Origin of the sequence: Aeromicrobium sp. NPDC092404 (assembly GCF_040684095.1) — a bacterium.
GTDB lineage: Bacteria > Actinomycetota > Actinomycetes > Propionibacteriales > Nocardioidaceae > Aeromicrobium.
Map to the genome: position 1 here is coordinate 181,864 of NZ_JBFBFI010000001.1, position 20,944 is coordinate 202,807.

General features: G+C 68.1%; 24 protein-coding genes and 1 other RNA gene. 13 read left to right on the plus strand and 12 right to left on the minus strand.

All coding sequences use genetic code 11. The annotated features are described in order from the left end of the window. The first annotated feature begins 10 nt into the window (after positions 1–10). Positions 11–625, plus strand: a complete 615-nt coding sequence (locus AB0N22_RS00980; RefSeq protein WP_364634814.1) for a hypothetical protein — start codon at positions 11–13, stop codon at positions 623–625. Between the two features lie 165 nt (positions 626–790). Here the strand turns inward: AB0N22_RS00980 and AB0N22_RS00985 are convergent, their stop codons facing one another. After that, positions 791–1,498, minus strand: a complete 708-nt coding sequence (locus AB0N22_RS00985) for a hypothetical protein (protein ID WP_364634816.1) — start codon at positions 1,496–1,498, stop codon at positions 791–793. Between the two features lie 355 nt (positions 1,499–1,853). Continuing rightward, positions 1,854–2,213, minus strand: a complete 360-nt coding sequence (locus AB0N22_RS00990; protein ID WP_364634818.1) for a hypothetical protein — start codon at positions 2,211–2,213, stop codon at positions 1,854–1,856. A gap of 86 nt (positions 2,214–2,299) precedes the next feature. On the opposite strand from AB0N22_RS00990, the gene AB0N22_RS00995 reads away from it, so the two are divergent. After that, entirely contained in the window at positions 2,300–2,422 is a 123-nt protein-coding gene (locus AB0N22_RS00995) for a hypothetical protein (RefSeq protein ID WP_364634821.1), read from the plus strand. Here the strand turns inward: AB0N22_RS00995 and AB0N22_RS01000 are convergent. Then, entirely contained in the window at positions 2,419–2,835 is a 417-nt protein-coding gene (locus AB0N22_RS01000) for an HIT family protein (protein WP_364634824.1), read from the minus strand. The two genes, AB0N22_RS00995 and AB0N22_RS01000, sit on opposite strands and share 4 nt — an antisense overlap. 37 nt (positions 2,836–2,872) lie before the next feature. Here AB0N22_RS01000 and AB0N22_RS01005 point away from each other — a divergent pair, with 37 nt between their 5' ends. Both AB0N22_RS01005 and prfB read left to right on the plus strand, forming a co-directional pair. After that, positions 2,873–3,055 (plus strand): DUF5302 domain-containing protein, encoded by a 183-nt coding sequence (locus AB0N22_RS01005; protein WP_364634827.1) that lies wholly within the window; start codon positions 2,873–2,875, stop codon positions 3,053–3,055. A gap of 22 nt (positions 3,056–3,077) precedes the next feature. Next, positions 3,078–4,184 (plus strand): peptide chain release factor 2, encoded by a 1,107-nt coding sequence (prfB, locus tag AB0N22_RS01010; RefSeq protein ID WP_364634830.1) that lies wholly within the window; start codon positions 3,078–3,080, stop codon positions 4,182–4,184. Here prfB and AB0N22_RS01015 read toward each other — a convergent pair. The 6 genes from AB0N22_RS01015 to AB0N22_RS01040 all read right to left on the minus strand — a co-directional run bounded on the left by AB0N22_RS01015 (position 4,181) and on the right by AB0N22_RS01040 (position 10,816). Beyond that, positions 4,181–4,780 (minus strand): hypothetical protein, encoded by a 600-nt coding sequence (locus tag AB0N22_RS01015; RefSeq protein ID WP_364634832.1) that lies wholly within the window; start codon positions 4,778–4,780, stop codon positions 4,181–4,183. The genes prfB and AB0N22_RS01015 overlap by 4 nt on opposite strands. A 125-nt stretch (positions 4,781–4,905) precedes the next feature. Beyond that, complete coding sequence (locus AB0N22_RS01020; protein ID WP_364634835.1) at positions 4,906–5,913, minus strand: sugar phosphate isomerase/epimerase family protein; 1,008 nt, start codon at positions 5,911–5,913, stop codon at positions 4,906–4,908. Beyond that, complete coding sequence (locus AB0N22_RS01025; protein ID WP_364634838.1) at positions 5,910–7,097, minus strand: Gfo/Idh/MocA family oxidoreductase; 1,188 nt, start codon at positions 7,095–7,097, stop codon at positions 5,910–5,912. Before AB0N22_RS01025 ends, AB0N22_RS01020 begins: the two co-directional genes overlap by 4 nt. A gap of 78 nt (positions 7,098–7,175) precedes the next feature. Beyond that, positions 7,176–8,225: a substrate-binding domain-containing protein gene (locus AB0N22_RS01030; RefSeq protein WP_364634841.1), complete on the minus strand. Its 1,050-nt coding sequence runs from the start codon at positions 8,223–8,225 to the stop codon at positions 7,176–7,178. A 45-nt stretch (positions 8,226–8,270) separates the two neighbouring features. Beyond that, on the minus strand, positions 8,271–9,284 hold the full coding sequence (locus tag AB0N22_RS01035; protein WP_364634844.1) for an ABC transporter permease: 1,014 nt from the start codon (positions 9,282–9,284) through the stop codon (positions 8,271–8,273). Further along, positions 9,281–10,816 (minus strand): sugar ABC transporter ATP-binding protein, encoded by a 1,536-nt coding sequence (locus AB0N22_RS01040; RefSeq protein WP_364634846.1) that lies wholly within the window; start codon positions 10,814–10,816, stop codon positions 9,281–9,283. The genes AB0N22_RS01035 and AB0N22_RS01040 overlap by 4 nt, the downstream gene beginning before the upstream one ends. A 103-nt stretch (positions 10,817–10,919) precedes the next feature. Between AB0N22_RS01040 and AB0N22_RS01045 the strand changes: the two genes are divergently transcribed. The 8 genes from AB0N22_RS01045 (at position 10,920) to ssrA (ending at position 18,479) form a co-directional block, all read left to right on the plus strand. Continuing rightward, positions 10,920–12,134 (plus strand): ROK family transcriptional regulator, encoded by a 1,215-nt coding sequence (locus tag AB0N22_RS01045; protein WP_364634849.1) that lies wholly within the window; start codon positions 10,920–10,922, stop codon positions 12,132–12,134. Positions 12,135–12,180: 46 nt separating this feature from the next. Further along, positions 12,181–12,870, plus strand: a complete 690-nt coding sequence (gene ftsE / locus AB0N22_RS01050; RefSeq protein ID WP_364634853.1) for a cell division ATP-binding protein FtsE — start codon at positions 12,181–12,183, stop codon at positions 12,868–12,870. 9 nt (positions 12,871–12,879) lie between these two features. Continuing rightward, entirely contained in the window at positions 12,880–13,794 is a 915-nt protein-coding gene (gene ftsX, locus AB0N22_RS01055; protein ID WP_364634856.1) for a permease-like cell division protein FtsX, read from the plus strand. A gap of 207 nt (positions 13,795–14,001) precedes the next feature. After that, positions 14,002–15,246: a peptidoglycan DD-metalloendopeptidase family protein gene (locus tag AB0N22_RS01060; RefSeq protein WP_364634859.1), complete on the plus strand. Its 1,245-nt coding sequence runs from the start codon at positions 14,002–14,004 to the stop codon at positions 15,244–15,246. A gap of 46 nt (positions 15,247–15,292) precedes the next feature. Further along, positions 15,293–15,766 carry an SsrA-binding protein SmpB gene (gene smpB, locus AB0N22_RS01065; protein WP_364634862.1) on the plus strand — a complete coding sequence of 158 codons (474 nt, stop codon included), beginning with the start codon at positions 15,293–15,295 and terminating at the stop codon, positions 15,764–15,766. 2 nt (positions 15,767–15,768) lie between these two features. Continuing rightward, positions 15,769–16,644: an amidohydrolase family protein gene (locus AB0N22_RS01070; RefSeq protein ID WP_364634864.1), complete on the plus strand. Its 876-nt coding sequence runs from the start codon at positions 15,769–15,771 to the stop codon at positions 16,642–16,644. Beyond that, positions 16,641–18,017 carry an MFS transporter gene (locus AB0N22_RS01075; RefSeq protein ID WP_364634867.1) on the plus strand — a complete coding sequence of 459 codons (1,377 nt, stop codon included), beginning with the start codon at positions 16,641–16,643 and terminating at the stop codon, positions 18,015–18,017. Before AB0N22_RS01070 ends, AB0N22_RS01075 begins: the two co-directional genes overlap by 4 nt. Before the next feature lie 93 nt (positions 18,018–18,110). Next, positions 18,111–18,479: a transfer-messenger RNA gene (ssrA, locus tag AB0N22_RS01080) on the plus strand. A 203-nt stretch (positions 18,480–18,682) separates the two neighbouring features. Here ssrA and AB0N22_RS01085 read toward each other — a convergent pair. Continuing rightward, positions 18,683–19,354, minus strand: coding sequence for a zf-HC2 domain-containing protein (locus tag AB0N22_RS01085; RefSeq protein WP_364634870.1), 672 nt, complete (start codon positions 19,352–19,354; stop codon positions 18,683–18,685). Beyond that, the gene (locus AB0N22_RS01090) at positions 19,351–19,857 is read right to left on the minus strand and encodes a sigma-70 family RNA polymerase sigma factor (protein WP_364634872.1); all 507 of its coding nucleotides are present in this window, start codon (positions 19,855–19,857) and stop codon (positions 19,351–19,353) included. The genes AB0N22_RS01085 and AB0N22_RS01090 overlap by 4 nt, the downstream gene beginning before the upstream one ends. Positions 19,858–19,989: 132 nt before the next feature. Between AB0N22_RS01090 and AB0N22_RS01095 the strand changes: the two genes are divergently transcribed. Next, on the plus strand, positions 19,990–20,280 hold the full coding sequence (locus AB0N22_RS01095; protein ID WP_364634875.1) for a 4a-hydroxytetrahydrobiopterin dehydratase: 291 nt from the start codon (positions 19,990–19,992) through the stop codon (positions 20,278–20,280). On the opposite strand, the gene AB0N22_RS01100 is transcribed toward AB0N22_RS01095, so the two are convergent. After that, positions 20,277–20,897 carry a vitamin K epoxide reductase family protein gene (locus AB0N22_RS01100; RefSeq protein WP_364634878.1) on the minus strand — a complete coding sequence of 207 codons (621 nt, stop codon included), beginning with the start codon at positions 20,895–20,897 and terminating at the stop codon, positions 20,277–20,279. The genes AB0N22_RS01095 and AB0N22_RS01100 overlap by 4 nt on opposite strands. Positions 20,898–20,944 lie beyond the last annotated feature (47 nt).

Genomic DNA, 20,944 nt, shown 5'->3' on the forward strand with positions numbered 1-20,944 from the left:
GTTCGCCCCCATGGCGTCAGACCTGTGGGAGTGGATGTGGCCGTTCACCGCTGAGGGCATCAGTGCGATCGGCACGATGGGTGCCCTGTCGCTCGCCGCATGGACCTACTGGCGGAACTCACAGCGGGAGCGCTCATCGCAAGCGAGCATGGTGGAGTGCTTCCGCACCGTAGATGACGATGACGAGTTTGTTGCGAACGGCGAGAGGGTCCCCGCCATCGGGCAACTCTTGGATCGTGCCGCCCTACTGGACAAGGGTCACGGGATTGGCCTGACGTACGTGGCAAAAAGCGACTGCTATGTCGTCTCAGTGCAGATCGTCAACGCATCGGATCGCTTCGCATACGGGGTGACCGCACGGCTGCAGAAGAATCCGTTCGACCCAGCGCCGATCACAGCATCGGCCGGTGTGATGAAGCCTGGCCAGCAGCGTCGATACCAGATGGTGTTTCCCCCGGGTGCCTATCAAAAGGCGAAACTCCTCCTGGCGTTTACCGACGCCAACAACATTTCGTGGTCCAAGTATGAAGACCGCCCCATGCGAGAGCTGAAGTCTGACCGCTGGTTCCGACGCAAGCAGCCCGGCCTCGGCGAAGACCTCCCTGAGGAAGAGTGGGTCACGTGAAGTGGGCCGGCGCTGCAGACATGCGTCGCACGGCTAGAGCGTCGGCGCGGCGTTCGCCATCAATTCCCGTGTTCATTCGTGAGGACGGAGGGCGAATTCCAATGGTCCGTACGGGTCGACCGCTGAGTCACCGCAGCCGACGTCCGCCGCGCTTGATTGCGAGGTTCAATATGCCGCGATGTCGTCGCCCAACTGAGCGACGATCTCCACGCCTCCCGACCCGGGTTCCACGGTGACGTAGTGCGGGCCTTCGGGCGTGACGCGGAGGAAGCTCCGAGGGTGCAGAAGGGCGATGTCTAGGAAGTCCTGCTCGCGGCCCCACCAGTCTTTAATCGGCATCGCTAGCCAATCTGCCTGTTGGCCCCGTCCGGGCTGCCAGTGCAGCTTGTAGTACGGCGCCACGGCTGGTTGCTCCGCATTGGTCGCCGCCAGGACCGTGGCCCCGAGAAGCCCCCAAATCACTGACTCGGGTAGCCGAACCGAACGGTCCTCCATCCCGATTTGCAGATGCCAGTCCGCGTCACCCGGCGGCAGGAGCTCGAAGCTTTCCGCGACGGCGTCGCCGTGACCGTGCGCGCATCTGTGAACGGAGTAAATCAGCTCAGCGACGTCCGGCGCTGTGCCGTCGCTTCGGAGCATCTCCTTGGGCACCGAGAACCGTGAGTCCGCCGCGTCTAGCCCCATGAGACCCATGCGTTCGAGCACGTCCACGTGGTCACGGAGGAATCTCGTGAATCGTGCGCCGACTCCCATGTGGGGGAACGCGATCTTCGCGGAGCCATCTACCGCCATGCATGCATGCGCCATCGCCGACTCCGGATCTCCATACTCGAACTCGTCGATTGCCTTCGTCACCTCTTTGGACAGGCGCATATGGGTAGTCTATTGCCGCCTACGCTAAGTGCTCGAGGCCGCGATTCGGCGTGTCCGGGTGTCGTCGATAGGCCTGCGAGTCTTTCGGGTAGACCTGATTTTCTCGACCGACCCGATGTCGACGCCATGGAGGCAGCCCTTCGCGGTCAGGTTGATGACCTGACCACCCGAGCGCTGCGGCACTCCTGTGGCCCCCGTGACCGACATGAGTGGCGAGGGTTCTGACAGCGGTCTAGACGCGGACATCATCGAGTGCCGGCGCAACCCGCCCGGCGCCGCGTAGGCTGATCCCGTCGACCCAGTCGATCGGAGATCCCGCCAAGGTTCCAGACGTATCTGGTCTCACCAGGGCCGATCAGGTCTCGGTGGGTTGACCAGCGCGCTGCTTCCGCGCGTTGGCGACAACTTCGATTTGGCGTAGGCGGTAAATCCGCTTTCCCGAGGCTGTCCGATGCGCAGGGATGCGGTCGGCGGCCGCGAGCTGAGACACCCGGTGATGGCTGACTCCAAGAATCGATGCTGCCTGCACTCCGTTCAGCCAGGGATTGTCCAGGAACTCTTCGATATCGGATCTCGAGTAAGAGGGATAGCCGCTGAGTTGGATCAAGAGCCCCTCGCGCCGCAGCCGGGTTACCCGGATCTCTGACAATCTGAGCAATTCGGCCGCTTGCGCAAGAGTGATGGCGTCCGGGTCCCGGGGCTTCCTCGGGGTCATGTCGGCAGGCTAGGGCAGGCTCCGGATACCGGCAACACGCTGATCACAGGCGATGGGTCCTTCTTCTCCTGGTGCGACGGTGTCTGGTGACCCCGGAAATGTCCGTGCGCCTGGAGCGCACCGTGAGCATGGCGATCGCCCCGCCCGGCTGGACGTCGCGGACCACGATCGTGTCCGAGGCGACGTCACAGCTCCGGCTCGGTGACTAGTCCTCGAGTGCGGCGCGGATCCGCTCGGCGTACTCCTCGGCCTCGCCGTCGGCGTACTTCGTGCGGGGCCAGAAGAACCCGCGCAGCCCGTCACCCTTGGTGCGTGGGACGACGTGCACGTGCAGGTGGGCGACGCTCTGCGAGACGACGTTGTTCATCGCGACGAACGTGCCCTGCGCCCCGAGCCCGGACGTGATGGCGTCGGCGACGCGCTGCGCGGTGCCGAACAGCGGGACGATCAGCGGCTCCGGCAGGTCCGGCAGCGTCACGACGTGCTCGCGCGGCACCAGCAGGGTGTGCCCCTTGAACACCGGGCGTACGTCGAGGAATCCCACCACGTCATCGGTCTCGATCACGACCGTGGCAGGGACGTCGCCGGCGACGATGCCGCAGAACAGGCAGTCCGCATTCATGTGCCGATCCCATCACAGGTTGGCATAGGGTGGCGGCATGGCTGACGCAGAAGGCACCGACAACAAGACCGACATGAAGGCCAAGTTCCGCGAGGCGCTCGAGAAGAAGAAGACCAAGCACCACGCCACCGCCGAGGGTGCCGAGCACGACGGCAGCGAGAAGTCGCACGGTGCCAACGGCCCGACCCAGGCACCGGAGTTCCGGCGCAAGAGCATCTGAGCGTTCCCTGTAACCTCGTCGGGTGGCGACACCCGACTTTGCAGAGCAGACCAAGGCCCTCGACGCGACCCTGACCTCGATCGAGAAGGTCCTCGACCTCGACTCCATCCGCGCCGAGATCGCGACCCTCCAGGAGGAGGTCGGCGATCCCGGTCTGTGGGACGACCAGGCCAACGCCCAGCGCGTCACGAGCCGGCTCTCCGCGCTGCAGGCCGAGGTCGAGCGCGTCACCGGGCTGCGCGGGCGTCTCGACGACGTCGAGATCATGCACGAGATGGCGCTCGAGGAGGGCGACGCCGAGGCGTCCGCCGAGGTGGAGCGTGAGCTCGTCCGCATCCAGAAGGCCATCGACTCGCTCGAGATCCGCACGCTGCTGTCCGGCGAGTACGACGAGCGGGACGCGCTGGTGTCGATCCGCTCCGGTGCGGGCGGCGTCGACGCGGCCGACTTCGCACTGATGCTGCAGCGCATGTACATCCGCTGGGCCGAGCGCCACGGCTACAGCGTCGAGGTCTACGACACGTCGTACGCCGAGGAGGCCGGCATCAAGTCGACGACGTTCGCGGTCAAGGCCCCCTATGCCTACGGCACGCTGTCGGTCGAGTCCGGCACCCACCGCCTCGTGCGCATCTCGCCGTTCGACAACCAGGGTCGCCGGCAGACGTCGTTCGCCGCGATCGAGGTCGTCCCGGTGCTCGAGCAGACCGACGAGATCGACATCCCCGAAGAGGAGATCCGGGTCGATGTCTACCGCTCGTCGGGCCCCGGCGGGCAGAGCGTCAACACGACCGACTCGGCCGTACGCCTGACCCACATCCCAACCGGCACGGTCGTCAGCTGCCAGAACGAGAAGAGCCAGCTGCAGAACAAGGCCAGCGCGATGGTGATCCTCAAGGCCAAGCTGCTCGCCCTCAAGAAGGCCGAGGAGCGGGCCCAGCTCGACGAGCTGCGCGGTGACGTGCAGGCGTCGTGGGGCGACCAGATGCGCAACTACGTCCTCAACCCGTACCAGATGGTCAAGGACCTGCGCACCGAGCACGAGACCGGCAACACGCAGGCCGTGCTGGACGGCGAGATCGACGACTTCATCGAGGCCGGCATCCGCTGGCGCAGGGGTCAGGCAGCCTAGTCCGGCTCGCGCGGGTCCTGCTCGCGTTGCTCCTCGGCTCGGCAGCGCATCCGGCCCATGCCGGGCAGCTTGCCGAGCATCTGGTTGAGCTCGCGGGTGATGTCGAGCAGGTCGTGCACGTCGGGGCCGACGTTCCGCAACGTCGCCATCATCGGCAGGATGTCGGTCTCGAGGCGCTCGACGAGGTCCGGCAGGTGGTCGACAAGCTTGACGACCGCGTCGACCTCGTCCGGATGCGTGGACTCCGCGAGGCGGTCGAGCGTCGGCTGCAAGCGCTCGAGGGCCGGGGCGAACGAGTCGAGCAGCCCCTGGGCCCGCTCGATCGTCGGCTCGACGCTGCCAACCGTGCCGGCCGTGCGCACGATCAAGGCGTCCGCGTGGGTGACGGTCTCGTCGACGCGGCCGATGACGTCGTCGGCATCGGCCCGGGTCTGCTCGATCCGGTCGACGAGGCCGTTGACGCGGCTGAGCAGCGCCTCGGCGGAGTCGAGCAAGGCCAGGGCGCGGGGGAGGAGCAGGACAACCTGCTCGGCCATGGCCGGCGTACGCGCCATGAGTGCGAGGACGTCTCGAGGGTCGCCGAGCGGGAGCTTCATGCCCATGACGCTAGCGAACCAGGGCCGCGGCTGCCGATCCACGCCTCTGCAGGCAACGTGGGACGGAGCGGTGACCTGGCGTCCAGGCAGTCGGTCGAGGTGGACGCCACGTCACCGCTCCTCGCTCACTCTCCCGAGCTGAAGGCGGCGTCGAAGGCCGCGGTCGGTGCGTCGAACAGGTTGGCCTTGACGAAGGCCAGGGCCTCGGGGGCACCGAGGAGGCGATCCATGCCGGCGTCCTCCCACTCGACCGAGATGGGCCCGTCGTAGCCGATCGTGTTGAGCATGCGGAAGCACGCCTCCCACGGCACGTCGCCGCGACCCGTCGAGACGAAGTCCCAGCCACGCCGGGGGTCGGCCCACGGCAGGTGCGAGCCGAGCCGGCCGTTGCGGCCGTTGCCGACCTGCTTCTTCGCGTCCTTGCAGTCGACGTGGTAGATCCGGTCCTTGAAGTCCCAGAGGAAGCCCAGCGGGTCGAGGTCCTGCCACACGAAGTGCGACGGGTCCCAGTTGAGGCCGAACGCCTCGCGGTGGCCGATCGCATCGAGCGCGGCGTGCGTCGTCCAGTAGTCGTACGCGATCTCGCTCGGGTGCACCTCGTGGGCGAACCGCACGCCCTCCGCGTCGAACACGTCGAGGATGGGGTTCCAACGGTCGGCGAAGTCGCGGTAGCCGGCGGCGACCATCTCCTCGGTCGCCGGCGGGAACATGGCGACGTACTTCCAGATCGCCGAGCCGGTGAAGCCGATGACGGTGTCGACGCCGAGCAGCTTGGCCGCACGAGCGGTGTTCTTCAGCTCCTCGGCAGCCCGCTGGCGTACGCCCTCGGGGTCGCCGTCGCCCCAGATGCGCGACGACAGGATGCCCTGGTGCCGGGCGTCGATGGGGTCGTCGCAGACGGCCTGGCCCGTGAGGTGATTGGAGATGGCGTAGACCTTGAGGCCGTTCTTCTCCAGGATGTCGTGGCGCGTCTGGACGTAGCCCGGATCCTCGACAGCGGTCCACGGGTCGAAGTGATCGCCCCAGCAGGCGATCTCGAGGCCGTCGTAGCCCCACTCACCGGCGAGCCTGGCCACCTCCTCGAACGGCAGGTCGGCCCACTGGCCGGTGAACAACGTGATGGGTCGGGTCATGCTGAGGCTCCTGTCGTGTGGGTCGTGCCGTCGGCGGCGCTGGCCTCGACGGCCGCCAGCACCCGCTGGACGGCGAGGCCGTCGGCGAACGAGGGCGCCGGGTCGGCACCCTTGGCGATGTCGGTGACGAGGTCGACCACCTGGTGCGTGAACCCGTGCTCGTAGCCGAGCCCGTGTCCGGGCGGCCACCACGCGGCGACGTACGGGTGCGAGGCCTCGGTGACCAGGATGCGGCGGAAGCCGGCGACCGAGGGGTCCTCGGTCGCGTCGAACAGCTCGAGGACGTTCATGTCCTCGAAGTCGAACGCGATCGAGCCGAGGGTGCCGTTGATCTCGAGCCGCAGCGCGTTCTTGCGGCCGGTGGCGAACCGGGTCGCCTCGAAGACACCGATCGCGCCGTCGGCGAAGCGGGCGGTGAAGGCGGCCGCGTCGTCGACGGTCACGGGTCCACGCTCGGCATCGGCGCTGGAGGTGCCGCCGAGCGTCGCGCTCTCGCCCGCCACGGGGCGGGTCTTGACGAAGGTCTCCATCAAGCCGCTCACCGAGGTGATCGACGAGCCGCTGACGTACTGCGCCATGTCGATGATGTGGGCTCCGATGTCCCCGAGTGCGCCGGAACCTGCGAGCGACTTGTCCAGCCGCCAGCTCAGGGGGGTGTTCTCGTCCGAGAGCCAGTCCTGGAGGTACTGCCCGCGCACGTGGCGGATCGTGCCGATGCGGCCCGAGGCGACGAGCTGGCGGGCGTACGCCACGGCGGGCGTACGTCGGTAGGTGAAGCCGACCATGGCGCGGACTCCGCGCTTCGCGGCCTCGTCGGCGGCCGCGGCCATGGCCTCGGCCTCCTCGACGGTGTTGGCGAGGGGCTTCTCGCACAGGACGTGCTTGCCGGCCTCGAGGGCGGCGATCGCGATCTCGGCGTGCGTGTTGCCGGGGGTGCAGATGTCGATGACGTCGATGTCGTCGCGGGTCAGCAACGCGCGCCAGTCGGTCTCGACGGACTCCCAGCCGAACCGGCCGGCGACCTCGCCGGCGGCGTCCTCGTTGCGGCCGCAGATGGCGCGAAGCCGGGGACGGAGCGGAAGATCGAAGAATGCGGGTGCGGTGCGCCAGGCCTGGGAGTGGGCGGCGCCCATGAAGGCGTAGCCGACCATGCCGATCCCGAGCTCGGTACGTGTGTCGGTCATGTCCCTGTCTCTCGTGTGTGGGGTCTCAGTGGGGCTGGGGGTGGGGGCCCGCGGCGGTGACCGCGGGCCCCCGACCGATCAGGACCGGAACGCGGACGGCAGGTAGGTGTCGACGTTCTCTTCGGTGACGACCGGTGCAGCGAGCTTGATCTCACGCGGCACCTCGACCTCGGCCAGGTCGGACAGCGCCTTCTCCTGGACGATCAGGCGGGCCAGCTTGATGCCGTCGGCAGCCTGGGTCGACGGGTAGATGACCGTCGCCTTGAGCACCGAGTTGCCGGCCTTGATGGCCTCCATGACGTCAGCCGAGCCGGCGCCACCGATCATCGTGAACTCGTCGCGGTTGGCGTTCTTGATGGCCGCGAGGACGCCGACACCCTGGTCGTCGTCGTGGTTCCACAGGTAGTCGATCTTCGGAGCAGCCTGCAGCAGGTTCGAGGCAGCCTTCTCACCCGACTCGACCGTGAACTCGGCAGCGACGCGGTTGTTGACCTTGAGGCCGCACTTCTTGAGCGCGTCGGCGAAGCCCTGCGAGCGGTCCTGCGTCAGCGGCAGCGAGTCGATGCCGGCGATCTCGGTGACGACCTTGTTCTTGTCACCCTTGGCGTCCTCGCAGACGTACGTGCCGGCCGAGACGCCCATGCCGTAGTTGTCGCCCAGCACGGTCGTGCGGGCGGCGAACGGCGAGTTGAACTCGCGGTCGACGTTGATCACGGTGATGCCGGCGTCCATGGCCTTGCGGGCCACGGCGGTCATGGCCGCACCATCGAACGGCAGCAGGACGATCGCGTCGACCTTGTCGTTGATGAACGTCTCCACCTGCGAGATCTGCAGGTTGACGTCGTTGGTGCCCTCGGCGACCTTGAGCGTGACGTCGTCGTACTGCTTGGCCTGGGCGACGGCGGCCTTCGTGATCGCACCCATCCAGCCGTGGTCGGCTGCGGGGGCGGAGAAGCCGATGACGACCTTCTTGCCGGACTTGTCGTTGTCGGTGTTGCTCTTGCTGATGTTGGCGTTGTCGTCGTCGTCACCCGAGCTGTTGCCACAGGCTCCGAGGACGAGCGTGGCGGCGGCGAAGGCGCCGATGATCGCGAGACCGCGACGCCGACGATGATGGAAAACGGACATGGTGTGGACTCCTGTTGTGGTGGGGGGCGGACGGGCTGTGGGAAGTCAGGTCTTGCGGTTCGCGATGCGCTGCTGCAGGAGCACAGCGACCACGATGATCACGCCCTTCGCGACGTTCTGGGTGGACGTCGAGAGGTTGTTGAGCGTGAAGACGTTGGTGAGGATCGTGAAGATCAGGACGCCGAACAGCGTGCCGACCACGGTGCCTCGGCCGCCGCTGAGCAGCGTGCCGCCGATCACGACCGCGGCGATGGCGTCGAGCTCGAGCAGCGTGCCGTGCGTCGACGACCCGGTCGTGGTGCGCGACATCAGCATCACGGCGGCGATGCCGCAGGTCAGGCCGAGCAGCGCGTAGAGGTAGACCGTGTGGCGCTGCACCTTGATGCCGGCGAGCCGTGCGGCCTCGGGGTTGCCGCCGACGGCGAACGTACGGCGGCCGAACGTCGTCCGGTTGAGCAGGAACCAGCCGGCGACGGTCACCAGGGCGAAGATGATGACGATGACCGGGATGCCGAGGGGCTCGGCGTCGAAGAAGTCGGTGAAGCCCTGGTTGCGGATGATCTGGGTCTTGCGGTCGGCGATGACCTCGGCGAGGCCGCGGGCCGAGGCGAGCATCGCCAGCGTGGCGATGAACGGGACGACCTTGCCGTAGGCCACCAGAAGGCCGTTGATCAGGCCCGCACACGTGCCGACCAGCAGGGCGCTGAACACCATCGCGATCCAGCCGATGCTGTCGGCCATGTCCTGCGTCCCGGTGGTGGTGGCCCAGACCGAGGCGAGGGCGAGGATCGCGCCGACCGACAGGTCGATGCCGCCGCCGGTGATGACGAACGTCATCCCGATCGACACCACGCCGACCACGGCTGCGAGCCGCAGGATCGTCAGCAGGTTGTCGGTGCTGGCGAACCGGTCGCCGGCCGTGATCAGGCCGACCACGCACAGCACGACCAGGGCGATGACGAGGCCGAGGTTGCGGGCCAGGCCGAGGTTGCCGCCGCGGTCACCGCGTGACGGTGCCGGCAGCTTCAGCGAGGGGTCTTGCTCGAGGGCGCTGCTCACGCAACTTCCCCTTTCTTGTCGGTCGTGGTCGAGTCGTGCTCCGCGAGGATGCGGTCGAGAACTCCGGAGGCGTCGATGGCGTCGCTGGGCCCGTCGTGGACGACGCGTCCGTCGGCGACCACGAGGACGCGGTCGGACAGGCCGAGCACCTCCTCGATGTCGCTGGAGACGACGACGAGGGCGACGCCGGAGTCGGCGAGCTCGCGGATCAGGGCGTAGATCTCGGCGCGGGCGCCGACGTCGACGCCACGGGTCGGCTCGTCGAGGAGCAGCACCTTGCAGGAGCGCAGCAGCCAGCGGGCCAGGACGACCTTCTGCTGGTTGCCGCCCGAGAGTGTCCTGATGATGCGGTTCGGGTCGTCGGGTCGTACGTCGACCGATCTCGCCGCCTCGTGAGCTGCCTTGCGCTCGGCGCCCTCGCGGGTGAGTCCGTACTGCGCGAACCGGTCAAGACTCGCGAGCGAGATGTTGCGATAGACGGCGTCGTCGAGGACCAGGCCCTGCGACTTGCGCTCCTCGGGGCACAGTCCGAGCCCCGCGGACACGGCTGCGGCGACCGAGCCGTTGCGGAGCGTGCGGCCGTCGACCGTGACCGATCCCTGACCGGCCCGGCGGGCGCCGTAGACCGTCTCGATGATCTCGCTGCGTCCCGCACCGACAAGGCCGGCGATGCCGACGATCTCGCCGGGACGTACGTCGAAGGAGACGTCGGAGAACTCGCCGACACGGCTGATCGAGTCGACGCTCAGCAGGGGAGCGCCCTCGGCAAGAGGCGTCGACCGCCGCGGGAAGACCGAGGAGACGGTGCGACCGGTCATCAGCGTGATGAGCTCGGAGGTCGGGGTGTCCCGTGCGGGAAGGTCCGAGGCGACGGTGCGGCCGTCCTTGAGCACCGTGAGTCGGTCGCCGATCCGGCGGATCTCCTCGAGGCGGTGCGAGATGTAGATGATCGCCGCGCCCGAGGTGCGGAGGTCCTCGACGACACGGAACAAGCCGTCGACCTCGTCGGGGTCCAGGACGGCCGAGGGCTCGTCCATCACGATGACCTTGGCGTCGCGCGAGAGGGCACGAGCCATCGACACGATCTGCTTGCCGGCTGCCGAGAGGCTGCCGACCTCACGGGTCGGGCGGATCTCGGGATGCCCGAGGCGCTTCAGCAGCTCGCGGGCGGAGCGGTTCATGTCGCGGTCGTTGGTGACGCCGCCGCGGGCGTTCTCGTGACCGAGGTAGATGTTGTCGGCGACGCTCAGGCCGTCGATGAGGTCGAGCTCTTGGTAGATCGTCGCGATCCCGGTGGCCAGCGCGGCCTGCGGGTTGGCGAACGCGATGGGCTCGCCGTTCCACAAGATCGTGCCCTCGTCGATCGGATGGGCCCCGGCGAGCACCTTGATCAAGGTCGACTTGCCGGCACCGTTCTGGCCCAGCAGGCAGTGGACCTCGCCGGCGCGAACGACCAGATCGACACCGTCGAGGGCCCGGACACCGGGGAACTCCTTGACGATGCCGCGCATCTCGAGAAGGGGCTGTGGCATGGCGGTGATGCTAGTCACACGTTTTGTCGTTCGTCAAGCAAAAGTCTGAGTCTCATCGACGTACTTGCTCGACGAATGGCGCCAAAGGGTGCATGGTTTACTCATGGCCATGTCTCTGCCCGCCGTGCTGCCGCCCACGTTGGCCGGCACGGGGGAACTGTTCCAGCTGCTGCGTGATGGGACTCCCCGCACGCGTGCCGAGCTGGCGCAGCTGTCGTCGTTGGCCCGGTCCACCGTCACGACGCGCGTCGACGCGCTGCTCGCCTCAGGGCTCCTGGCCCCTGTGGGGGAGGCTGCCTCGACCGGCGGCCGCCCGCCGACGCGCTTCGCCCTCAACCGCGACAATCGCGTCGTGGTCGCGATCGATCTCGGGGCTTCGCATGCCAGCGTGGCCGTCACCGGGCTCTCGGGTGAGGTGCTCGACGAGAAGACCGTCGACATCGACATCGCGGACGGTCCCGACAAGGTCCTGGAGCAGGTCACGTCGATCAGCCTCGAGCTGCTGGCCTCGATCGACCGCCCGGTCAGCGACGTCGCCGGCGTGGGCATCGGAGTGCCCGGGCCGGTCGAGCACGCCACCGGCCGACCGGCCAACCCGCCGATCATGCCGGGCTGGCACGACTTCGACATCCCCCAGCACCTGGGAGCGACGTTCGCCGGTCCGGTGCTCGTCGACAACGACGTCAACCTCATGGCCCTTGGCGAGTACGCGACGTCGTGGCAGACCGCGCCCCACCTGATGCTCGTCAAGGTCGCCACCGGCATCGGTGCCGGCATCGTCTCGGACGGGCGCCTGATGCGTGGCGCCTTCGGCTCGGCCGGTGACCTCGGGCACGTGCAGGTCGCGGGCGCCAGTGACGACATCGTGTGCCGCTGCGGCAACACCGGCTGCCTCGAGGCGGTCGCCGCCGGACCCGCCATCGCCGGCAAGCTGCGGGAGCGAGGGCTCGACGTCGAGAGCTCGCAGGACATCGTGGACGCCGTCGCCGCCGGCGAGATCGCCGCGCTGCAGGCCGTTCGCGAGGCCGGCCGCGACCTCGGCACGGTGCTCGCCACGTGCGTCAACCTGCTCAACCCGTCGGTGATCGTGATCGGCGGGAAGCTCTCGGAGGCGGGGGAGTACCTCCTGGCAGGCGTGCGTGAGGTCGTCTACCAGCGTTCGCTGCCGCTGGCGACGCACGACCTGCGCATCGTCAGCACGTCGGCGGAGAGCCGGGGCGGGATCCTCGGCGCGAGCGCGATGGTGATCGACGCGGTCCTGTCCCCGCGCGCCGTCGACGACTACGTCGCGAGACAGACTGCAGCGCACCCGGCCTGACCACCGGGTCCGACGAGGGGTGGGACCGCCGCCCTACACTCGACGGGTGATTCGATTCGACAAGGTCACCAAGACCTACCCCGGCCAGAAGCGCGCTGCGCTCGACGCCGTCGACCTGGAGATCGAGAAGGGCGAGTTCGTCTTCCTCGTCGGTTCCTCCGGTTCGGGCAAGTCGACGTTCCTGCGCCTGATCCTCCGCGAGGCCCGTCCGACGACGGGTCGCGTGTACGTGGCGGGCAAGGAGATCAACAAGCTCTCGAGCTGGAAGGTGCCCAAGCTGCGCCGCCAAGTCGGCACGGTGTTCCAGGACTTCCGCCTGCTGCCCAACAAGACCGTGACCGAGAACGTCGCGTTCGCCCTCCAGGTCATCGGCAAGTCGCGCAGCGAGATCAACGCGCTCGTGCCCGAGACGCTCGAGATGGTCGGACTCGAGGGCAAGGGACACCGCATGCCCGACGAGCTGTCCGGTGGCGAGCAGCAGCGCGTCGCCGTGGCGCGCGCGTTCGTCAACCGGCCCATGATCCTCATCGCGGACGAGCCGACCGGAAACCTCGATCCCGCGACCAGCGTCGGCATCATGAAGCTGCTCGACCGGATCAACCGCACCGACACCACCGTGGTCATGGCGACGCACGACTCGTCGATCGTCGACCAGATGCGCAAGCGGGTCATCGAGCTCGACAACGGACACGTCGTCCGTGACGAGGCCCGCGGCATCTACGGTTACCAGAACTAGGAGACGTCGATGCGAAGCACCTTGAGTGAGCTGCGTCAAAGCCTGTCCCGCAACAAGTCCATGACGATCTCGCTGGTCGTCACGATGACCGTCTCGCTGCTCCTGGTGGCGCTCGGCCTGCTGATGCAGAGCCAGGCCGACCGCACCGAGAAGTACTTCGGCAGCAAGCTGCAGATCCAGGTCAACCTGTGCACCAAGAACTCGCCGAGCTCCAACTGCATCGGCGGGGTCGCGACGGAGGACCAGAAGGAGGCCGTCAAGCAGGCCCTCCGTGAGAATCCCCAGGTCAAGTCGTTCGACGTGCGCACGCCCAACGACAACTACGAGCAGGCCCGCGCCGTCTTCGGCCAGTCGGACACCGGCCGAAGCCAGCTCAAGACGTTGAGTCCCGAGTCGTTCCCCGAGTCGTACCGGGTCACCCTCAAGGACGCCAACAAGTTCGACAGCGTCGTCAGCCAGGTCAAGGGGATGGACGGCGTCGGCAGCCTCACCTCGTTCAAGCAGCTGCTCGGCCCGCTGTTCACCGCACTCGAGAAGCTGCAGTGGGCGTCGTTGGTCACGGCCCTCCTGCTGGTCATGGCCGCAATCCTTCAGGTCTCCAACACGATCCGCATGACGGCGTACGCCCGGAGGCGCGAGATCGGCATCATGCGGCTCGTGGGTGCGTCGAGCTGGCACATCCAGCTGCCGTTCGTGCTGGAGTCGCTGCTCGCCGCCCTGCTCTCGGCTGCCCTGGCCGCCGCAGGCCTCGCCGCCTTCATGTACTTCGTCGTCTACGGCTACCTGCGCGACACCTTGGGCCAGATCACGACCTGGGTCGGCTGGCAGGAGGCGTTCCTCGTGGCCGGGTTGACGACGGTGCTGGCCCTCGTGCTGGCGCTGATCCCGACCCTGGTCATGACGCGCAAGTACCTCGACGTCTGAGCCGCGGCTCAGCAGGCCTGGTCGGGCTCGCCGCTCCCGCGCCGCGACGCGGCGGAGACCGGCCTGGTCGGCGGACCTCCAGCGGTCCTCGACGCCGGCTGACCACCGCGACACAAATCCCCGGCATTGGGGCGCATGTGGCGTATGGTGCGGAGGAGACACCGACATGTCCTCCTCCGGGGGGATCCTTCCCCAAAGGTCGAGCTGATGTTTCCCACCACCCGCAAGGCGGCGCTGGCGGTGCTGCTGGTCGCAGCACTGATCGCCGCGCTGACGTCGCCGTCCTTCGCCGACAAGAAGGACGACCTCGAGAAGCAGAAGAAGGGTGTCAGCGGCAAGATCGACGACGCCAAGAAGGATCTCGAGGCGTCCTCCCAGAAGTACGCCGCCGCGGTCGCCGCGCTGAAGCGGGCCCAGGGCAAGCTCAACACCGCCCAGTCCAAGCTCAACAACACCCGTGGCGCGCTCGCCACCGCCAAGGCGCAGGACGCCCAGATGCAGGCCAAGCTCGTGTCGACCGAGGCCCAGCTCGACGCCGCCGTCGCGCGGCTCAGCAAGGGCAAGGCCGAGCTGCGCGCCTCCGAGGCCAAGGTCGAGCAGTTCGCGGTGCAGAACATCGAGCAGGGTGACCCCGGCATGCGGGCGTTCAGCGAGCTGCTGCAGGGCGAGGACCCCAACGCGTTCTCCGAGCAGATGAGCCTGAACGACGCGGTCAGCGAGGACCAGGTCGCCACGATGCAGAGCCTCGCCGCCGCCAGGGTGATCCTCGAGGTCAATCGGGACCGGGTGACGAAGCTGCGTGACCAGGTCAAGAAGCAGCGCAAGGCCGCCGCGGCCAACCTCGTCCGCAAGCAGCAGCTCGAGGACGCCGCCGAGGCCCAGGCGGCCGAGGTCGCCCAGCTCGTCACGGCCCGTCGAGGCGCACGGTTCACCGCGGCCAAGCTGCGCGCTGCTGACAAGAAGCAGCTCGAGTCGCTCGAGGCCGACCGCCGCAGCCTCGAGGCGCGGATCCGCGCCCTCACGCCCAAGCAGGTCAGGGACGCCGGCGGCGACGGTGGCGGCACGCTGTCATACCCCGCCAACGGTCCGGTGACCTCGCAGTACGGCATGCGCTTCCACCCCGTGCTGCACGTCTGGAAGCTGCACGACGGCACCGACTTCGGCATCCCGTGCGGCACCACGGTGAGGGCCGCCGCGGGCGGCACCGTCCTGCAGACGTACTACAACGGCGGCTACGGCAACCGGGTCATCCTCAACAACGGGCGCATGCGCGGCAAGAGCGTCGTGACGACCTACAACCACCTGACGCGCTGGACCGTCAGCCCGGGGCAGCGGGTCAAGCGCGGCCAGCGGATCGGCTACTCCGGCACGACCGGCTACTCGACGGGGTGCCACCTGCACTTCATGGTCATCGCCAACGGCTCGACCGTGAACCCGATGAACTGGCTGTGAGCGCCTTCCCCGGCTGACCGCGAGCCGGGGATGACACAATGACGGGGTGGCCAAGGAAACCGGGCGCAAGCTCGTTGCGCAGAACAAGAAGGCGCGCCACGACTATCACATCGAAGACACCTTTGAGGCCGGACTCGTCCTCACCGGCACCGAGGTGAAGTCGTTGCGTGCGGGTCGCGCATCCCTCGTCGACGGGTTCGGCGAGATCGAGCGCGGCGAGGCGTGGCTCCTGCACGTCCACATCCCCGAGTACACGCAGGGCACCTGGACCAACCACGAGACCCGGCGGCGCCGCAAGATGCTGCTCAACCGTCAGGAGATCGACCGGATCGAGCGTCGTACGTCCGAGAAGGGCCTGACGATCATCCCGCTGTCGCTCTACTTCAAGGACGGCCGGGCGAAGGTCGAGATCGCGCTGGCCAAGGGCAAGAAGACCTACGACAAGCGGCATGCGATCGCCGAGCGCGACGCGACGCGTGAGGCCGAACGCGATCTCGGGCGTCGCCTCAAGGGCATGTAGCGGTGGCGCTGCAGGACGCCGACCTGCCGGCGTACGCGGCCCGGCTCGGCATCCCCGGGATCGTCGACGTCCACGCCCACTTCATGCCGCCGGCGATCCTCGCCAAGGTCTGGGACTACTTCGACTCCGCCGGTCCCTTGCTCGGGCGGCCGTGGCCGGTGACGTACCGCGGCAGCGACGACGAACGGGTCGAGCAGCTGCGGGCCATGGGGGTCAAGCGGTTCTCGACGCTGTCGTACGCCCACAGGCCCGGTGTCGCCGGCTACATGAACGACTGGACCGGCGAGTTCGCCGACCGTACGCCCGACGCCCTGCGCTCGGCCACGTTCTATCCCGAGCCCGAGGCGGCGACCTACGTGCCGGAGCTCATCGCCGACGGGGTCGAGGTGTTCAAGGCGCACGTGCAGGTCGGCGACTTCGCGCCGAACGACCCGCTGCTCGAGCCGGTCTGGGCGGCGATCGCCGACAGCGGCGTGCCGGTCGTCCTGCACGCCGGCTCCGGCCCGGCGCCCGGACACCACACAGGCCCGGCCAACGTGGCCGACGTCCTCTCACGCCATCCCGACCTCGCGCTGATCATCGCCCACCTGGGCATGCCGGAGATCGCGGAATTCCTCGACCTCGGTGAGAGTTACGCCAACGTGCGACTCGACACCACGATGGCCTTCGTCGACTTCTGGGGACTTCCGGTCCCCGACGGGGTCGTGCCGCGCCTCGAGGCGCTGCAGGACAAGATCCTGTTCGGCACGGACTTCCCCAACATCCCTTACGCGTACGCGCACCAGGTCGAGGTGCTCGAGCGGCTCGACCTCGGCGACGAGTGGATGAGGCGCGTGCTCTGGCACAACGGCGCGGAGCTGTTCGGGGTGTCGGCATGAGGCTCGCGAGCGCCCAAGGCAAGTGGCTGCTCGCGGCCATGATCCTGGGCTCCGGCATGGCGTTCCTCGACGGCTCGATCGTGGGGCTCGCGCTGCCGGCGATCACGGACGACCTCGGGGGAGGGCTGCCGGGCCAGCAGTGGACGGTCAACGCCTACACCCTGACCCTGGCGGCGCTGATCCTCGTGGGTGGTTCGCTCGGCGACCGGCTCGGCCGACGCAAGGTCTTCGTCGTCGGCGTGGTCTGGTTCGCCGTGGCCTCGGTGATCTGCGCCGTAGCCCCCACGATCGAGGTCCTGGTCGCCGCGCGAGGCCTGCAGGGCATCGGCGCGGCCCTGCTGACGCCGGGCAGTCTCGCGATCATCTCGGCCTCGTTCGTCCCCGAGGACCGCGGCCCGGCCATCGGGGTGTGGTCCGGCCTCGCCGGTGTCACGACGGCGATAGGCCCTCTGGTCGGTGGCTGGCTCGTCGACATGGTGGGCTGGCGATCGATCTTCTGGATCAACGTGCCGCTGGCCGCGTTGGTCGTGGTGCTGTCCATCAAGCACGTCCCCGAGACCACGGGTGAGCAGAAGAAGCTCGACCTCACCGGCGCTGCTCTGACCGCGGTGGGCCTGGCCCTGCTGACGTACGGGCTGGTCGAGGAGTCGTGGCCGTGGTCGGTCGCCGGGCTCGTCGTGCTGGCCGGTTTCGTGCTCCACCAGAAGCGCACCCCGCACGCGTTGGTGCCGCTGGAGCTCTTCGCCAACCGGGTGTTCACCGCGGCCAACATCTGCACGTTCGCGATCTACGGTGCGCTTGCCGCCTCGGGCTTCCTGCTCGTGCTGCAGCTGCAGTACGTCGCCGGCTTCTCGCCCCTCGAGGCCGGCCTCTCGACCATCCCGGCGACGATCCTCATGCTGCTGTTCTCGTCCAAGGCCGGTGCGCTCGCCACCCGGATCGGCCCGCGGTGGCCGATGACCGCCGGTCCCGTCGTGGCGGCCGGTGGCCTGCTGCTGTGGCTCATGATCGACGAGGACACGAGCTTTTGGATCGACGTGCTGCCGGGCGCGATCGTGTTCGGCATCGGGCTGGTCCTGCTGGTCGCCCCGTTGACGACGGCGGTGCTGGCCGCTGCGCCGGACATGCAGAGCGGCATCGCGTCGGGCATCAACAACGCTGTCGCCCGCACGGCCTCGCTGCTGGCCGTCGCGGCGATCCCGCCGCTTGCCGGGATCGCGGGCGACGACTTCGCCGACCCGGACGTGTTCGCCCCCGGCTTCCGCATGGGCATGCTGATCTGCGTCGGCATGCTGGTCGTCGCGGGTGCTTGCGCCGCGGCTCTCATCCACGGCCGGGCCGTCAGCCCCGAGGCTCTGGCGGCCGAGGACTGAGTCGTTGCCCCGCCGGGGAATTGCTCAGGTGGGATCGCGGTTGTGGAGGAGTAGGATGGTGTCGCTGCCTCGGCAGCGGTTGACAACTCAAGAGGGGCTGATCGGTTTCGACTAAGGTCGTTCGATTCAGGTGAAGCGGGTAGAGGATCCAGGGTTATCTCTTTAACGATCTCTGGAAACCAACAAGTGCCGATTCAAAGCGCACTGACTTCGCCCTCGCTGCTTAAGCGATAGGTGAAGGGCTGGCCCGGGGGCGTTCCCGCTCCGGATCGCCAGTCTCATCTAGGGGACTTGCTGGTCACACGGCGTCGCAGCGTGTGACCGGGACTTTTCTGCGACTGGGCCTGTCGGCGACGCGTTCGTCCGAGCGTCGGGGCCGAGAAAAGCGAGAGACGAACTGCACCCGGAGAAGCCCTGACTCAGCGCCGTAGGACCCGGGTTCGATTCCCGGCAGCTCCACGAATGACAGAGCCCCGCTCGCCCCGGTCTTGGGCGAGCGGGGCTCTGTCATTCGTGAAACAAGCAGAGTGAATCGAGTGGGCCCCTCCGTCGCGGCGAAGCCGCCGATGAAGGGATCCCGGCAGCTCGTGAAACAAGCAGAGTGAATCGAGTGGGCCCCTCCGTCGCGGCGAAGCCGCCCATGAAGGGATCCCGGCAGCTCCCGGCTACAGGTCAGTCTCCGTCAGCGGCTTCGTCGAGCCGGCAACGCGGATCTCGACGCGCTTGATCTCGTCCTTCGGCACGGCGCTGATGGTGGTGAGCGAGGCCGCCTCCGGGCTCGCTGCGACCCACGTCGCGGCGATCGTCTCGCGGCCCGACAAGTCGGTGATCACCAGCTCGTACGTCGTGCTGCCGCCGTACCCAGGCGTGCCGCGGTAGTCGCAGCTCCAGTCGAGTCGCGTGCCCCAGTCCCGCTCCTCCAGGCGGAGCCTGGCGGTCATGACCTCGGGATCGGCGGCACTCATGGCGACGAACCGTCCGGCCGGCTCCCTGGGTTCGTCGGCGGAGCCGAGGGCGTACCCGCCGATCCCGAGGCCCAACGCAGCGGCCACTCCGGCTCCGGCGATCGCGAGTCGTACGCGACGGCGACGGCGCCCGGCCCTGACAGCGAGCCGTGTCACGAGATCGTCGGACGGCTCGGGTGCGGGATCGAGCAGCGCCACGGCCTCCTCGGTGCTCAACGTCGTCAGGATGCCGGGCAGGCCGGCCAGCTCGGCGACGGCGTCCGAGCAGGACGCGCAGGTGCTGAGGTGCTCCTCGTAGGCGCGCCGGTCGTCGGGCTGCAGCAGGCCGAGGACGTAGGCCGCATCCCAGTCGCGGAACCGATCGTCGGTCATCGCGTGACACCTCTTTCCTGCATCGCCAGCCGCAGGGCGCGGAGCGCGTAGTGCATGCGCGACCGCACGGTGCCTTCGGGTATGCCCTCTTCCCGGGCGAACTCGGCGGCGGACCGGCCGAGGTAGTACGTGTTGACGATCGCATGGCGGTGCTCGGGCGAGAGCGATCGCAGCGCATCGGAGACCAGCCACCGGTCGAGGGCCGCGTCGGTGCCGTCCGCGCGAGAGGTCTCCGGCAGCCGCTCGCTGGTCACCTCGTGCAGATGTCGGGCGGTTCGCCGATCGTCGATCACGAGGTTGCGCGCCACCGTGAACAGCCAGGCGCGCGACGCGGCCTCGCCCTGCTCGAGGATCGCGGGTCGCCTCCAGGCCCGGAACAGCGCCTCCTGCACGACGTCCTGCGCCAGCGCCGGGTCGTACGTCAGCCGGGTGACGTAGCGCAGCAGGGCAGGCGCGTGTGCGTCGTGCAACGCACGCAACAGCTCGTCCTGGTCCTCGGGCATGAGTCCTCCAGGCTCTACAACGACGCGCGTCGCCGATCCGTTCAATCCTCCACGCGCGGGGACGCGCGACGCAAGGCTCGGAGCCGTGAGCAGGGCTGTCGAACGCTGGGGGACCGACGTATCGTCGAGAGCATGTCGACCTTCACTGATGCCCAGATCGAAGAATCCCTCGACGCTCTTCCCGGTTGGTCACAGGAGGGCGAGGCGATCGTACGGACGTACGAGTTCGCGGACTTCCGGGCCGCGCTCGACTTCATGAACCGCGCGGCCGGGCCGGTCGAGGAGATGGACCACCACCCCGAGTGGACGAACGTCTACAACCGCGTCGACATCAAGCTCAGCAGCCACGACGTCGGGGGCGTCACCGACCGCGACATCCGACTCGCGAAGGTCCTCGAGCGGGTGGCCGGCGCGACCGCCTAGGCCCAGAGGTCGCTGCCGAACTTGAACCAGATCGCGGCCAGCACGGCGACGTACCAGAGAATGGCGATCAGCAGGGTCCAGTCGCCGACGAACCGGGAGACCGGATTGGTCGGAGCCCAGGCGCGGAGGTTGCGGGCGGTGACCCATACGAAGATCGGGATCATGACGGCCCAGACGACCATGCAGTAGGGGCACAGGCCCTGGATCTCGTAGAGGCTCTGGTACTGCAGCCAGGTGACGAAGCCGATGCCGAACAGGGCTCCGGCCTGCAGGCCGCCCCAGACGAACGTCGGCAGCTTGACCCCGGCGAGCACCAGGGCACCGATCGTGGCGACGATCGCGAAGCCCGCGACGCCCATCAGCGGGTTGGGAAAGCCGAAGGCTGACGCCTGGTCGGTGTTGATGACGTTGCCGCAGCCGACGATGGGGTTGATGTCGCAGCCCAGGCTCGTCGGCCGGCCGGCCGCCTTGTCGTCGAGGAAGTTGATCTTCTCGACGATGAGGACAGCTGCGGAGAACAGTCCGATCGCGCCGCCGATCAGCAGGAGGAGGCCAAGACCCCGGCTGGTCACGGTGCTCTCGCCCGTGGTCTCGACGTCGTCGATCAGATCGGTCATAACGGTGATCCTAAGGTCCAGCGACAAGTTCGGTCCGGTGGACCCGT

Bases quoted from the DNA above. Each gene is read 5' to 3' on its own strand.
- AB0N22_RS01075 (WP_364634867.1), top strand. From the start codon at position 16,641: ATGAGGCTCGCGAGCGCCCAAGGCAAGTGGCTGCTCGCGGCCATGATC.
- AB0N22_RS00990 (WP_364634818.1), bottom strand. From the start codon at position 2,213: ATGACCCCGAGGAAGCCCCGGGACCCGGACGCCATCACTCTTGCGCAA.
- AB0N22_RS01100 (WP_364634878.1), bottom strand. From the start codon at position 20,897: ATGACCGATCTGATCGACGACGTCGAGACCACGGGCGAGAGCACCGTG.
- AB0N22_RS01090 (WP_364634872.1), bottom strand. From the start codon at position 19,857: ATGCCCGAGGACCAGGACGAGCTGTTGCGTGCGTTGCACGACGCACAC.
- AB0N22_RS01030 (WP_364634841.1), bottom strand. From the start codon at position 8,225: ATGTCCGTTTTCCATCATCGTCGGCGTCGCGGTCTCGCGATCATCGGC.
- AB0N22_RS01040 (WP_364634846.1), bottom strand. From the start codon at position 10,816: ATGCCACAGCCCCTTCTCGAGATGCGCGGCATCGTCAAGGAGTTCCCC.
- AB0N22_RS01060 (WP_364634859.1), top strand. From the start codon at position 14,002: ATGTTTCCCACCACCCGCAAGGCGGCGCTGGCGGTGCTGCTGGTCGCA.
- AB0N22_RS01045 (WP_364634849.1), top strand. From the start codon at position 10,920: ATGGCCATGTCTCTGCCCGCCGTGCTGCCGCCCACGTTGGCCGGCACG.
- AB0N22_RS01095 (WP_364634875.1), top strand. From the start codon at position 19,990: ATGTCGACCTTCACTGATGCCCAGATCGAAGAATCCCTCGACGCTCTT.
- AB0N22_RS01015 (WP_364634832.1), bottom strand. From the start codon at position 4,780: ATGAAGCTCCCGCTCGGCGACCCTCGAGACGTCCTCGCACTCATGGCG.
- AB0N22_RS00985 (WP_364634816.1), bottom strand. From the start codon at position 1,498: ATGCGCCTGTCCAAAGAGGTGACGAAGGCAATCGACGAGTTCGAGTAT.
- AB0N22_RS01005 (WP_364634827.1), top strand. From the start codon at position 2,873: ATGGCTGACGCAGAAGGCACCGACAACAAGACCGACATGAAGGCCAAG.
- AB0N22_RS00980 (WP_364634814.1), top strand. From the start codon at position 11: ATGGCGTCAGACCTGTGGGAGTGGATGTGGCCGTTCACCGCTGAGGGC.
- AB0N22_RS01000 (WP_364634824.1), bottom strand. From the start codon at position 2,835: ATGAATGCGGACTGCCTGTTCTGCGGCATCGTCGCCGGCGACGTCCCT.
- AB0N22_RS01020 (WP_364634835.1), bottom strand. From the start codon at position 5,913: ATGACCCGACCCATCACGTTGTTCACCGGCCAGTGGGCCGACCTGCCG.
- ftsX (WP_364634856.1), top strand. From the start codon at position 12,880: ATGCGAAGCACCTTGAGTGAGCTGCGTCAAAGCCTGTCCCGCAACAAG.
- AB0N22_RS01085 (WP_364634870.1), bottom strand. From the start codon at position 19,354: ATGACCGACGATCGGTTCCGCGACTGGGATGCGGCCTACGTCCTCGGC.
- AB0N22_RS01025 (WP_364634838.1), bottom strand. From the start codon at position 7,097: ATGACCGACACACGTACCGAGCTCGGGATCGGCATGGTCGGCTACGCC.